Consider the following 12588-nt stretch of genomic DNA (forward strand, 5'->3'; position numbering starts at 1 on the left):
GGTATTTTTGTCATGATCTCGATGGTATATGGCATTTCTGCCAGCTGTCAAAAGCGCGCTGCCGCCGTAGAGTAAAGTCTCAATCCTGGAGGAAAGTATGAGCTATGTGACTGATTACCCTGCCGCGGCGGCAGAAAACGCGGTGAACCATTTTTTACAGCGACTGAGCGTGGAGACAGATTGTGCCGATGTCTGGAGTGCCTTCAAAGAGGGGGATACCGATTTTGTGTTGCTGCACGTGGTGGGCAGCCCGGAGATCTTTGCCCGGCGCCATATTCCGGGCGCCCTGCATCTGCCCCATCGGGAGATCACCGCCCAGCGGATGGCGGAATGGCCAGCCGATACCCTGTTTGTGGTCTACTGCGCCGGGCCGCACTGCAACGGTGCCGATCGCGCGGCGCTGAAGCTGGCGCAGCTGGGTCGCCCGGTGAAAATTATGATTGGTGGCATGACCGGGTGGGCCGACGAAGGTTTTGCTTTTAACGACCGGTAAAGCAACAGCGACCCCGTATCATCTGCGGGGTCGCTGGCACTCCCCTTACCTGCCCGTCGCCGGATAGATGGTCTGCTCCGGCAGCACCCGGCGATCAAAACGTCTGAACGCATAGTACAGCGCCGCCGTACAGAACCAGCCGATGATCCACGACACGTCATTGTCGGCGAAGATCCACGTTAGGGAGCCGTGATAGAGCGGGTTTTCAATGAACGGCAGTTGGATCAGGACACCAACGGCATACACGCTAATCCCAAACATATTCCAGTATCCGTAGCGTTCACGCGGATCGAACAGCGCCGGAATATCCACCGCTTTACGGGAAATAATAAAATAGTCGGTCAGGCTGATGGCGCTCCACGGCACGAAAAACGCCAGCAGGAACAGCAGGAAATGGGTGAAGTGTTTCAGGAATGCCGGTTCGCTGAGCAGCGCAATCACGCAGGAGATAGCCACCATCAGCACCACAAAGATCACCCGGCTTCTCTGGCTCAGCGTGGTCTGGTTGCGGAAACCCGACACGATGGTAGTCAACGACATAAAGCTGCCGTAGGCGTTCAGGGTGGTGAAGGTGATTTTGCCGAAGCAGATCGCAAAATAGATCACCATCGCCATCGCCTCGCTTTTGCCCAGCCCGACAATGTAGCTCACCTCATGTCCCTTGAAAGCGCTGCCGGCAATCGCCGCGGTGATCACCCCGAGGGTCATCGAGGCCTGGGTGCCCAGCACCGTACCGCTGAAGACGGAGAAGAAGGTTTTCACCCCGGAGACGTCTCGCGGCAGATAGCGCGAGTAGTCCGACACGTAGGGACAAAAGGCGATCTGCCAGGATGAAGAGAGCGACACCGCCAGCAGGAACATCGGCATCGAGAAGTGGTTGTTCTGCGCAATCGCCCCCAGATCGCTGGACATCAGCAGGGCGATAAACAGGTACACAAACGCCAGTACGCCCACCACGCTCGCCACCTTGCCGAGCTTGTGGATCACGCGATAGCCCAGCACAGCAATCACGATAATGATCGCGCTGAACAGGATCATCCCCGCCACGTTCGATACCGACAGCAGTTTCGCCATCGCCTGTCCGGCCAGCACCGTTCCGCTGGCGGAGAAGCCAACGTACATCACGCATACCAGCACCAGCGGGATCACCGCCCCCAACACGCCAAACTGAGCGCGGCTGATGATCATCTGCGGCAGGCCCAGACGTGGCCCCTGCAGGGCATGGAATGACATCACCGTCGCCCCGATCACCTGCCCCACCAGCAGACCAATAATGGACCACACCACATCGCCGCCCAGCACCACCGCCAGCGCGCCGGTCACAATGGCCGTGATCTGCAGGTTGCCGCCAAACCACAGCGTGAACTGACTGAAGGGGTGACCATGACGTTCATTATCCGGGATGTAATCGATGGAGCGCGTTTCCGACAACCGCGTCCCGTTTTTCTTTGACTGCGTTTCTGAAGACGAAAAAGACGACATAGCTTCCTCTCTGAATGGATAATGAATGACCGCCAGACACCCTGCCTGCGTCAGGGCAACGCCACATGACAGATCATGTATATACAACCATTGACATCTGCCGACACGAATCTGATGATGGATTTGTGAACTGAACTGTGAATAATTTGTAATTATTTTGAAAATTATCTGTAGCACATATGAATCATTAACCACCACAATCAGGGTCAGACGGACATGATTACCCCCTTTACGCTTGCTTCCCTGCCGGTCACCCCGTGGAAAAACGGGGCGGGCGAAACCCGGGAAATTGTCAGTATTCCCTCGGCGGATGCCCCCTTTCTGTGGCGAGCCAGCATCGCTACGCTCGGCCAGGATGGACCTTTCTCCCTCTTCCCAGGTGTCGACCGGGTGATTATGCTGCTCGGCGGTTCCGGGCTGTGGCTGCGCGGCGACGACCTGCTGCACCGCCTTGAGCCCGGCGTACCCTGGGCCTTTCCTGGCGAGTGGCCGCTTGCCAGCGAGGGTGTCACCGGGCCGGGCCTGGATTTTAATGTCATGACCCAGCGCAGCCGGGCCCGCGCGCAGGTGACCATTGCCACCAGCGCTCTGCGACCCGGGGCGGAGGGCATCGCATATGTGCTGAACGGTCACTGGCAGTTAGCCGGAAATCATTGTTCGCCTGCCAGCGGGATCTGGTGGCAGGGGGAGACGCCGGGCGAGCTTGTGCCACACTCAGAGGAGGCGTCGCTGCTGCTGGCGGAGATCCGCCGTCATGATGAGAGAACAGACAGGAGTGCAGATGAGTAACAACAGACGAGCGGTTCCCGGGATCCGCCATTACGCCGGGCCGGCGGGCGGCTGGGGAGCCTTAAAAGCCACGGCCATTGCCGTGCGCACGCAGATGGATGCCTTTGACGCCCCCGCCATCCTGCTGCGCACCAACCAGCCCGACGGCTTTGACTGCCCGGGCTGCGCCTGGCCGGACAAAGAGCACAAGTCCACCTTTCAGTTTTGCGAGAACGGCGCCAAGGCGGTGACCTGGGAAGCGACCACGAAGCGCGTTACTCCTGAATTTTTCGCGGAGCACACCGTCAGCACCCTGTGGGCGAAAAGCGATTTTGAGCTGGAGGGCTATGGCCGTCTGACCCATCCCATGAAGTACGATCCGCAGAGCGACACCTTTCGCCCGGTAGAGTGGGACGAGGCCTTTGCCCGTATCGGTGAGGTACTGCGCAGCCTGGCGCCGAATCAGGTGGAGTTTTACACCTCCGGGCGCGCCTCGAACGAAGCCGCGTTCCTGTATCAGCTGTTTGCCCGCGAACTGGGCACCAATAACTTCCCCGACTGCTCCAACATGTGCCATCAGGCCACCAGTGTCGGTCTGCCCCGCTCCATCGGCATTGGTAAAGGCACCGTCTCGCTGGAGGATTTTGACCACACCGAGCTGGTGATCTCCATCGGCCATAACCCGGGCACTAACCACCCGCGGATGATGGGTACCCTGCACGAGCTTGCCCGCCGGGGCGTGCCGATTATCGTCTTTAACCCGCTGCGCGAAACCGCCCTGGAGCGCTTCGCCGATCCGCAAAACGTCCGCGAGATGGCGACGTACAGCGCCACCGATATCGCCTCAACCTACTATCAGGTGAAAGCCGGGGGCGACGCCGCCGCGTTAAAGGGGATCGCCAAACACTTGCTGGTGCTGGACGCGCTGGATCGCGACTTTATCGCCACCCAGACCCAGGGGTTCGCGGAGTTTGCCGCCGACATCGCCGCCACTACCTGGGAGGCCATCGAACGCGAGTCCGGGCTCAGCCGCGCCGATCTGGAGAACGTGGCGCAGATCTACGCCAAATCCCACGCCACCATCATCACCTACGGCATGGGGATCACCCAGCACAACAAGGGCACCGCCAACGTGCGCCTGATTGCCGACCTGCTGTTGCTGCGCGGCAATATCGGCAAGCCCGGAGCAGGTATTTGCCCGCTGCGCGGCCACTCCAACGTGCAGGGTAACCGCACGGTGGGGATCACCGAAAAACCGACCACCGCCTTCCTCAACCGGCTGGGCGAGGTGTTTGGCTTTACGCCGCCGGCCGCCCACGGCCACGACGCGGTGCAGGCCGCCCAGGCGATGATCGACGGCGAGGCCAAAGCGCTGCTCTGCCTCGGGGGCAATTTTGCCGTAGCGATGCCCGATCATGACAAGGCTTTCCCGGCGTTCAAAAGCCTCGATCTCAGCGTACATGTTGCCACCAAGCTGAACCGCACCCACCTGCTTGTCGGCAAAGAGACGTATCTGCTGCCCTGCCTCGGGCGCACCGAGCTGGACATACAGCGCAGCGGCCAGCAGTCGATCACCGTGGAAGATTCCATGTCGATGGTGCATGCCTCCAGCGGGAAGCTGAAACCGGCCTCGCCGTGGCTGCGCTCGGAGCCGGCCATTGTCGCCGGGATAGCCCACGCCACCCTGACGAACAGTAAAACAGACTGGCTGGCGCTGGTGGCCGATTACGATCGCATCCGCGACCGGATCGAACAGACTCTTCCCGGCTTTGAGAACTTCAATGAACGGATCCGTATTCCCGGCGGATTCCGCATGCCGCTGCCGCCTACCGAGCGCGTCTGGCCTACCGCCAGCGGCAAGGCGATGTTCTCCCTGTTTGACGGCGTAACGGAGAACAGCCCGGGGGAAGGTGAAAACGTGCTGCGCCTGGTCACCCTGCGCAGTCACGACCAGTACAACACCACCATCTACGCCCTGGACGATCGCTATCGTGGGGTGTTTGGTCGCCGCGACGTGTTGTTTATGAATGAAGAGGATATGCAGCAGCTGGGGCTGGAGCATGGCGACCGGGTGGATATCACCACCGCCCTGCCCGACAGTCGGCAGCGCCTCGACGACATCACCCTGGTGGCCTACAGCATTGCGCCGGGCACGGTGGCTGCCTACTACCCGGAGGCTAACGTGCTGGTTCCGCTCAATTATCTTGATAAGGAGAGCGGCACGCCATCGTATAAATCGGTGCCGGTACGTATCACCCTGCGTTCAAAAGAGATGAGGACGCTATAGCGCGCCATGCGCATTAAACAGGCAAAGGTGTCTTCGCGTAGACAGATTGTCTTATTTGGTTCATGCTAAGACTATATCAGTCACGCTGAGCTGAGGGAGCGATCACATGACGAAGCACCTGAACCTTAACTCTGAAGCCCGCGGCGATCGCGATCTCATCGCCATCAGAGCTGCAATGAACATTCTGGATAAATGGGGCTGCTCGACAGAGCAACAGCAGAACATTCTGCAACTCTCCAGAGCGGCGCTCTACAAATACCGCCAGAAAGAGACGAAGACGGCCTCGCTGACTCACGATCAGTTAACCCGGATCAGCTACCTGCTGAATATGCACTCGGCGCTGCGGATCGTGTTCAGCAACCCCGAGAACGTCTACGGGTTTATGTCCATGGCAAATCATAATGCTTACTTCAATGGAGCAACGCCATTGTCCCTGATTGAGGGGGGGGAGTTCGGCAACCTGCATGAAGTCGCCAAGCGGGTTGATGTCCTGCGCGGAGGCCTGTCCGGATGATCCATCCTGAGATCCCCAGAACGGCACAAACTCCCATCAAAGGCTACCGCCTGCTCCATACCAAGTACCCTGCCATTTACGTGTTCGAGGACGTTGCCACCCCGGAAGAGTTTGACGTTCTCTATGACATCCAGAAATTAACCAATCCACGCCTGTCGCAGGAAGTGGGAAATCTGGCGCTGCTGCCTCGCGAGGAGTGGGTGCTGGGGATCCGCGGCGCACATTATGCAATGGCGGCCTTCACCCATATCAACCCCGACGGCAGCCGCTTTTCGAATGGCGATTTTGGCGTCTACTATCTCGGGAACAGCCAGGAAACGGCGCTGGCCGAAGTGGTCTATCATTGCCGGCGCTACTGGCAGAACGTGCCTGAACTGAAGTTCGAACGGTTCGAGTACCGTTGTCTGGAGACGGAGCTGAGCGGCTCGTCCTTTGCCGATATCACCGGCCTGCCGGATACGCACCCCTGGTACCATCCAACGGACTACCGCGCACCGCAACAGCTGGGCGCAAGCCTGCGCGTCGCGGGTGAGACCGGCATAACATACCGCTCGGTTCGCCACCGGGAAGGTATTTGCTGGGCACTGCTAACCCCGAAACCTATCACCAGCATTATTCAGACCTCCCTGCACCAAATCATCTGGGACAAAGGCATGGTCAGCGTCGGGCTGGTGACGCCTACGTAAGAGCAATATTCAGGCATTATCACCATCTAAAAGCGAAGTGCCGTAAGAGTTGTCGATGGTGCAGAGCCAACGGTCATTTTCCAGGCGGAAGACATAGGTTGCCCGACGCGTTATCTCAGCAGTTCCACCCAGTTCATCCGGATAAAAAAGCTGGGTTTCCATGATCACCAGCGCATCTCCGCCGCCTTCGATGATCTGCATTTCGCCCTGTTTGACGATGAGCCGATCCTGAAAATAGTCCGAGATAGAGATAAACGCGCTGCGGATATTGTTTTTGCCCTTAACGATCGTACCGGGCTTAACCACCAGCACGGCGTCTTCAGCGTAATACTCCATCAACGAATCGAAATCTTTGGCTGTGATCGCCCTGTCACAGGCCTTAATGATCTGGCGAAGCGGATGTTCGTTCATGTGCTTTTCTCCTGGTGAGTGGCTGCCTGTATTCACTCTATCATCAGACGGCGCAATGTGTAGGCCGGGCAAGCGAAGCGCCCCCGGCATGCCTTTACTATTCAAAGATTAATGCGCCAATAAATACCCCGCCGCGCAAAACGCCACTACCCCGGCAATGACCGTGGCAAATAACCCGCGGGTCAGAATGCCCACCAGCGTGGCAAATCCCGCCGCCAGCAGCGAAATGCTGATCCCGGAATCGGTCATCGCGGGCTTGCTCAACAGTTCAGCGGCGACCAGGGCGGCCATGATGGCGGTGGGGATAAAGCTCAGCCACTGTAATAGCACATCCGGCAGACGGAAGCGGGACAGCAATAACACCGGCACGGTACGCATCAGAGCGGTGACCAGCGCCGAGGCGAGAATGGTCAGCAGAATATGTCGTTCCATCTTATTTTCCTTTCCGGGTGCGTAACAGCAGCGTCGCCAGGGTCGCGGCAAGGGAGGCGGCCACAATCACCACCAGACTGAGCGAGCCATTCCCGGCAGTTAACAGCGTAATGACCACCGCGACAGCGATATTGATGGTTTCGAGTACCTTTCTGCGGCTGGCGAACCACATCATCAGGATCAGGCCGATAAACATCGACACCAGGCTAAAGCCCAGCCCCTCCATCAGCGATGCAGGCAGCGTGGTCGCCAGCCAGGCACCGGTCACGCAGGCGATGATCCAGTTCAGCCAGGCAGTCACGTTCAGGCCCAGCATCCAGGCATAGCTGATGTTGCCCTGTGGGCTGGCGCGCTGAACCGCCACGCCAAAGGTTTCGTCCGTCAGCAGCAGCCCGCTGACCACTTTTTGCAGCGTGGTGTAGTCGCGAAAAAAGACGCTCATGGAGGAGCTCATCAGCAGGTAGCGCAGGTTCACCAGCAGCACGCTCAGCACCACGGATGCCATTTCGGCTCCCGCCGCCCACAGAGAGTAAAACAGAAACTGCGCCGACCCGGCGTAGAGGGCACTGGCCAGCAGGGCAATTTGTCCGGTGGTAAAACCCGAGAGCGTGCCGATCGCCCCGGCGGCAAAGCCAATGCTCCAGTAGCCCGCAATGGTCGGGATACAGGCGGCAATACCGGCCCGAAATTCGCCCGTCGCGGACGCGGGGTGCCCGGTATTTATCTTCGTTAACATTATTGCTTCCCTTGTATTGCTTAGTGCGATAACTATCTTAAGAATCAACACCAAAAGCCAGAGTAAAAATGAGATCTGGTTTGTAGGCCGGGCAAGCGAAGCGCCCCCGGCATTGCTCCACCCCGCCACGATGTGCACTATTTCAGACACTCAGTTTTAACGCGCGAAACACCGCCATCACCATGCCAATGATAATAATGGCGATCAGGATGCTGACAGAGCGCATGACCGCCTGAATCGGCTCGGTCAGCCACAACGACTCCTGGATATAAACGATGATCCAGGCAACGGTAAACTGCCGACCAAAATAACTGACGGACGGCTTTCCCTGTTGCAGGTGACACCCCAGCCATAACCCCGCAACCAGCGTGGCAATATAAACCGGGGGATAATGGTGCATGACGGGTAAAAGGATCAAACTCAGCAATGTAGCGGCCATGCAGCCGTATAAACGTTGCTGCATTCGTTGGCTGACCTGCTGCTGTACGGGCTGAGTTGAGGCCGGAAGAATAAAGACCGCCAGCACGGAAACCATCGCCTGCCAGAATCCCGTCAGCTGGAAAACAAGCAGTATCGGCGTCACCAGTAACAAGGTGATCCCGGCCTGCAGGGGCAACAGCGGTCGGCGGGGCGGCTCAGGGTGACTATTTTGCTGCGGCGTTGCAACCTGTCTGCGACGGTTCAACGGGTAAAAGAGTATCGTAATCGCAATACAGACTGCACAACCCAGCACCACCTCTTCGATGCGGTTAAACGTAAAACGTAGCAGATGGCGAAATTCACTGTTCTTCTGCGCTTCCGCCATCACCATCATGGATGTGACCGCCCCCAGTACCCAGGAGTATGACCAGCGGGAGACGTCCGCCCGCCATACCGCCACGCCCCCGACAATTGCGCAGAACAGGACCAGAAACGCCGCATCCTGGATGAGATACGTGGTAAGCAGGAGTGCCAGCACACCGCCAAGTACCGTCCCTGTCACCCGGTTGAAAGCCCGGACCGTCGAGGCCTTGACTGACGTATTCATGACCGCGTAGCTACTGAGTGCTGCCCAGCCAGGGTAATCAAAACCCGCCAGATCGGACAACAGCACCGACACCAGCACGGCAGCGATAACCTGAATCGCGAATATCTCTTTCAGCGTTACTGCGACCAGACGATTTAGCCACTGTTTGAGTTGAGCGGTCGGTGAATGAAAGCTGATGTTCACGATCTTCTCCCTCTTTTTATTTGGCTAAAAGGGAGTGTAGTTAGCCGCGCAGGGCAAGCAAATCACCCGGTATGACCTTTCTGGAAGCCGCCTCGCAAAGCCTTAAGCAACCTGATGTAATTCGGGGTGAACTCTTTTTTTCAGAGGATCGGCGTCATAGAGTGACGGCGTTGCGGCACATCCGCAATCGGGCCCAGGAACCCGTACTTTCACGCCACGGCAATATTTTTGTCGCGACAGCGCTCATCCCTTTAAAATCACGGTGGCGCTGGCGGAGCAGCCGCAAGGCTGGCCGTTTTTGTCGTGCACGGCATTCCTACCTCCGTCAGCGCTACTACTTCGCTGCGCCGCACTGGTGAGTGTGTTGCTTGAAACTGACAATAGAGAAACATGTACTGCGCTCTGTGAACGTGTGCTGCATGGCCTGCGCCAGCTGCGGGAACTCGGCAATGCCGACCTGCCGCCGTACCTGGTCACACAGCTTATCGTGGGGGAGAAAGTCACCTCCTGCGTACCGGAGTGCTGGCAGGAAACTGCGCTACAGGTGGACTATGCGCAGGCGTTAACGCAGGCGCTGCTGGCAGGTACTCTGCCGCCTGGCGTGGCGAAGGAGTTAACGGGTTTGCTGCATGATATGGTGTGGTTGTTGGCGGAGTTTGTGAAGGAGCCGTATATTACCGTGCAATAAGAACTGATGAAAATCACTGCAGCGTTTAGCGATAAGCAGGGCTATGACGAGCCCCTTTAATACAATCATAGACAAGTTTTCTGCGGGATGGAACGTGTAAAAAGGTTTAACTTTTGGGAATTATTAATCTGATTTTGTACAATAGCGCATAGGGGAATTTGACTGTTGCTAAAGAACAAAATGTAACCATTTATACTTGATAAGTGCCCTATGGTTGACTCAATAAGGTCATTTAGACTTTCTTACTATAAGATCCATTGTTAGACTTGCTATATGCAATATTTGGGTGGCAAAACATATGAGGTAAAGCTATGGCTGATCTGCTTTCAGACTTGCCTGCACTGTTGGCCGAAACTGTGCTTGAAATGCTTACCCAATAAACCTATCAACAAATTAGCTTCACTTGAGCGTTAAAAATTAAATGGATAAAAAAAATCGTGTCACTAAGCCCATCGCGATCGATCTATTTGCAGGTGCAGGTGGATTCTCTCTTGCAGCTGTACAAGCTGGTTGCACAATTGCCATTGCTATAGAAAATGACGCTTATGCTGTAAAAACCTATACAACTAATATACTTAAGTACGATGCAGCAAAAAAGGCCAAGGTACTTGATAGAAGCATACTTGAGTATGTCCCTGAATCAGTACGTGATGAATTTCTCGGAAGCACGGTGTGCGATTTGCTTTTGGGAGGGCCCCCTTGTCAAGGCTTCTCTACGCATCGAATACTGGATGCTGGCGTGAATGACCCTAGAAATCAACTGGTTCTTGCGTATTTCAAATTCGTTAAAGCTTTTCGACCTCGCGTTTTCTTGATGGAGAATGTTCCCGGCATACTTTGGGAACGCCATAAAGCATTCCTCGAAAAATTTTATGAAGAAGGAGCCAGGGCTGGCTATACAATTTTTAGTCCTGTCGTATTGGATGCTAGAGATTTCGGCGTACCACAACGTAGAAAACGTGTTTTCATCTTAGGGGTGAGAGACCCGATAGATGCGGAAAGTTTTGTCTGGCCACCAAAGGCAACTCACATCGCACCAGGGAAAGCTAAAGCGGGACAAAAACAGTGGATCTCATGCGCAGATGTTTTTAAAGCCGCTCCTGTTAATGATGAAAATGACATTCATATGAATCACGGCTCCGACTTAGTTAATGCATTTCGCAACACACCACCAAATGGGGGAAGCAGAAAAGATTCAGGACGAGTACTTCCATGTCATGAAAAACATGATGGACACAAAGATGTCTATGGCCGAATCAATCCAGCTGAGCCTGCACCAACGATGACAACAGCATGTATTAATCCCTCAAAAGGCCGTTTCGTACATCCAACAGAACATCATGGCATTACACTTCGACAAGCAGCTAGAATCCAGACATTTCCTGATACTTTCACTTTCATTGGTGGCCTTACTGCTGCGGGCCGGCAAATCGGAAATGCAGTACCTGTTGAGCTAGGCAGGTATTTGATCAAATATATCAAAAGTAATTTACTTGACAGATCCTTAGACCAGACGGGAGTTGATGCATCTTCAAGCGTCAAAGAGAAGGAAATAGAGAAAGTATGATTGAGACACTTGCCTTTCGTACCCAAGCCAGGACGGTTGATCACCTCGGGCGCGAGCAAATCGCTGACTGCCCAACAGCTATCTCTGAGCTTTGGAAAAATGCCTACGATGCTTATGCACGCAACGTAAGCCTACATATTTTTGATGATCCGGAGCCAGTAGCAGCTGTTTACGATGATGGACACGGCATGAGTTATGATGAATTTATCAATCGTTGGCTCATTGTCGGAACAGATTCAAAATACTATGAAAGTGCTTTGGATAAAGATGACCGGGACGGTTTACCAAAACGAACTAAGCAAGGCCAAAAAGGAATTGGCCGACTATCATCAGCAAATCTTGGTCCCCTACTATTAATTGTCAGCAAAAGAAAAAATGCGGACTTTGTTGCCGCGCTGATAGACTGGCGTATTTTCGAGAATCCATACCTTATTTTATCAGATATTGAAATACCTGTTACTCAATTTGTTGAACGGTCAGAACTCTTTCAATTGCTTCCTGATTTATTTAACCGTTTAAAGGATAATTTATGGGGTGGTAATTCTGACGAAAAAAGAGCAAAACGACTGAAACTCGCATGGGATATTTATGACAGGCTCGTGTTAGATAATGATCCTAAAGCCAAAAAACCATCAGAACTTATTGCTAACACAATAATTAAAGCACGCTTTGAAGAACGCCATTTTGAGCCTTGGCTAGTTTGGAATGAAAAAAGACAACATGGCACAGCCTTAATCGTTTCTGACATTAATTACGACCTCAAAGCGCAATTATCATCTATCGAATTGGACTCGAATGTAAAAAATATTCGACAGTCTTTTTTTAGCACACTCTCTGCGTTTACTGATCCCTATGTTGGGGTCGATGCCAGTGAGTTCAACGCCTTTGATCCTGACTTTTCCTATGAAGTTAAAACATGGCTAGGTAAGCTATCAACTACTATCATTGAAAATGATAGAGATGCCATCAACCGAGAAGTCACAGAACAAATGGAACACGTGTTATCTGGAAATATTGATGAATTCGGTGTCTTTAGGGGTCAAGTAAAAGCTTTTGGAGAGTGGCGAAAAATTGGAAATGATTATGTAATTTACCCTCCTAAAGATCTAACAATACCGAAAGGACCTAGTACATTCATTGGTCCATTCAGCATACATGTGGCTACATTTGAACAAACAAGAGAGAACTCGACCCTCTCGCAAGAAAATTTTGTTCGATTCATCGAACTAGCTAAACAACATAGTGGTTTTCTAATATTCCGTAATGGGTTACGAGTCCTGCCATATGGGTGAGAAACTAATGACTTCTTTGAAA

General features: G+C 54.3%; 12 protein-coding genes and 1 pseudogene. 8 read left to right on the forward strand and 5 right to left on the reverse strand.

Going from position 1 to position 12588, the window contains the following annotated elements; genetic code table 11:
- Window positions 1-97: 97 nt before the first annotated feature.
- The gene (locus ES815_RS22950; protein ID WP_142489871.1) at window positions 98-493 is read left to right on the forward strand and encodes a rhodanese-like domain-containing protein; all 396 of its coding nucleotides are present in this window, start codon (window positions 98-100) and stop codon (window positions 491-493) included.
- A gap of 45 nt (window positions 494-538) precedes the next feature.
- Here ES815_RS22950 and ES815_RS22955 read toward each other — a convergent pair whose 3' ends face one another.
- The gene (locus ES815_RS22955; protein WP_185902427.1) at window positions 539-1924 is read right to left on the reverse strand and encodes a cytosine permease; all 1386 of its coding nucleotides are present in this window, start codon (window positions 1922-1924) and stop codon (window positions 539-541) included.
- Window positions 1925-2191: 267 nt separating this feature from the next.
- Between ES815_RS22955 and ES815_RS22960 the strand changes: the two genes are divergently transcribed.
- From ES815_RS22960 to ES815_RS22975, 4 genes are all read left to right on the forward strand, one after another.
- Window positions 2192-2764 carry a HutD family protein gene (locus tag ES815_RS22960; protein ID WP_142489873.1) on the forward strand — a complete coding sequence of 191 codons (573 nt, stop codon included), beginning with the start codon at window positions 2192-2194 and terminating at the stop codon, window positions 2762-2764.
- The gene (locus tag ES815_RS22965) at window positions 2757-5030 is read left to right on the forward strand and encodes an FdhF/YdeP family oxidoreductase (RefSeq protein WP_142489874.1); all 2274 of its coding nucleotides are present in this window, start codon (window positions 2757-2759) and stop codon (window positions 5028-5030) included. Before ES815_RS22960 ends, ES815_RS22965 begins: the two co-directional genes overlap by 8 nt.
- Before the next feature lie 106 nt (window positions 5031-5136).
- Window positions 5137-5544 carry an MbcA/ParS/Xre antitoxin family protein gene (locus ES815_RS22970; protein ID WP_142489875.1) on the forward strand — a complete coding sequence of 136 codons (408 nt, stop codon included), beginning with the start codon at window positions 5137-5139 and terminating at the stop codon, window positions 5542-5544.
- Window positions 5541-6230, forward strand: coding sequence for an RES family NAD+ phosphorylase (locus ES815_RS22975; RefSeq protein WP_142489876.1), 690 nt, complete (start codon window positions 5541-5543; stop codon window positions 6228-6230). The genes ES815_RS22970 and ES815_RS22975 overlap by 4 nt, the downstream gene beginning before the upstream one ends.
- 9 nt (window positions 6231-6239) lie before the next feature.
- Here ES815_RS22975 and ES815_RS22980 read toward each other — a convergent pair whose 3' ends face one another.
- The 4 genes from ES815_RS22980 to ES815_RS22995 form a co-directional block, all read right to left on the reverse strand.
- Window positions 6240-6641, reverse strand: coding sequence for a YybH family protein (locus tag ES815_RS22980; protein ID WP_142489877.1), 402 nt, complete (start codon window positions 6639-6641; stop codon window positions 6240-6242).
- Window positions 6642-6749: 108 nt separating this feature from the next.
- The gene (locus tag ES815_RS22985) at window positions 6750-7073 is read right to left on the reverse strand and encodes an AzlD domain-containing protein (protein ID WP_142489878.1); all 324 of its coding nucleotides are present in this window, start codon (window positions 7071-7073) and stop codon (window positions 6750-6752) included.
- Between the two features lies 1 nt (window position 7074).
- Window positions 7075-7809 carry an AzlC family ABC transporter permease gene (locus ES815_RS22990; RefSeq protein WP_142489879.1) on the reverse strand — a complete coding sequence of 245 codons (735 nt, stop codon included), beginning with the start codon at window positions 7807-7809 and terminating at the stop codon, window positions 7075-7077.
- 142 nt (window positions 7810-7951) lie between these two features.
- Window positions 7952-9019, reverse strand: a complete 1068-nt coding sequence (locus ES815_RS22995; RefSeq protein WP_185902367.1) for an FUSC family protein — start codon at window positions 9017-9019, stop codon at window positions 7952-7954.
- 343 nt (window positions 9020-9362) lie between these two features.
- Between ES815_RS22995 and ES815_RS23000 the strand changes: the two are divergent.
- From ES815_RS23000 to ES815_RS23010, 3 genes and pseudogenes are all read left to right on the forward strand, one after another.
- Window positions 9363-9707, forward strand: a pseudogene (locus tag ES815_RS23000) (hypothetical protein); the annotation flags it as partial.
- 421 nt (window positions 9708-10128) lie between these two features.
- The gene (locus tag ES815_RS23005) at window positions 10129-11274 is read left to right on the forward strand and encodes a DNA cytosine methyltransferase (RefSeq protein ID WP_142489881.1); all 1146 of its coding nucleotides are present in this window, start codon (window positions 10129-10131) and stop codon (window positions 11272-11274) included.
- Window positions 11271-12566, forward strand: a complete 1296-nt coding sequence (locus ES815_RS23010; RefSeq protein WP_142489882.1) for an ATP-binding protein — start codon at window positions 11271-11273, stop codon at window positions 12564-12566. Before ES815_RS23005 ends, ES815_RS23010 begins: the two co-directional genes overlap by 4 nt.
- Window positions 12567-12588: the final 22 nt, after the last annotated feature.

It is taken from the genome of Leclercia adecarboxylata, from assembly GCF_006874705.1.
GTDB lineage: Bacteria > Pseudomonadota > Gammaproteobacteria > Enterobacterales > Enterobacteriaceae > Enterobacter > Enterobacter adecarboxylatus_C.

Excerpts from the sequence above, each read along its gene's own strand:
- ES815_RS22950 (WP_142489871.1), top strand. The coding sequence starts at position 98 with ATGAGCTATGTGACTGATTACCCTGCCGCGGCGGCAGAAAACGCGGTG.
- ES815_RS22960 (WP_142489873.1), top strand. The coding sequence starts at position 2,192 with ATGATTACCCCCTTTACGCTTGCTTCCCTGCCGGTCACCCCGTGGAAA.
- ES815_RS22965 (WP_142489874.1), top strand. The coding sequence starts at position 2,757 with ATGAGTAACAACAGACGAGCGGTTCCCGGGATCCGCCATTACGCCGGG.
- ES815_RS22970 (WP_142489875.1), top strand. The coding sequence starts at position 5,137 with ATGACGAAGCACCTGAACCTTAACTCTGAAGCCCGCGGCGATCGCGAT.
- ES815_RS22975 (WP_142489876.1), top strand. The coding sequence starts at position 5,541 with ATGATCCATCCTGAGATCCCCAGAACGGCACAAACTCCCATCAAAGGC.
- ES815_RS22980 (WP_142489877.1), bottom strand. The coding sequence starts at position 6,641 with ATGAACGAACATCCGCTTCGCCAGATCATTAAGGCCTGTGACAGGGCG.
- ES815_RS22985 (WP_142489878.1), bottom strand. The coding sequence starts at position 7,073 with ATGGAACGACATATTCTGCTGACCATTCTCGCCTCGGCGCTGGTCACC.
- ES815_RS22990 (WP_142489879.1), bottom strand. The coding sequence starts at position 7,809 with ATGTTAACGAAGATAAATACCGGGCACCCCGCGTCCGCGACGGGCGAA.
- ES815_RS23005 (WP_142489881.1), top strand. The coding sequence starts at position 10,129 with ATGGATAAAAAAAATCGTGTCACTAAGCCCATCGCGATCGATCTATTT.
- ES815_RS23010 (WP_142489882.1), top strand. The coding sequence starts at position 11,271 with ATGATTGAGACACTTGCCTTTCGTACCCAAGCCAGGACGGTTGATCAC.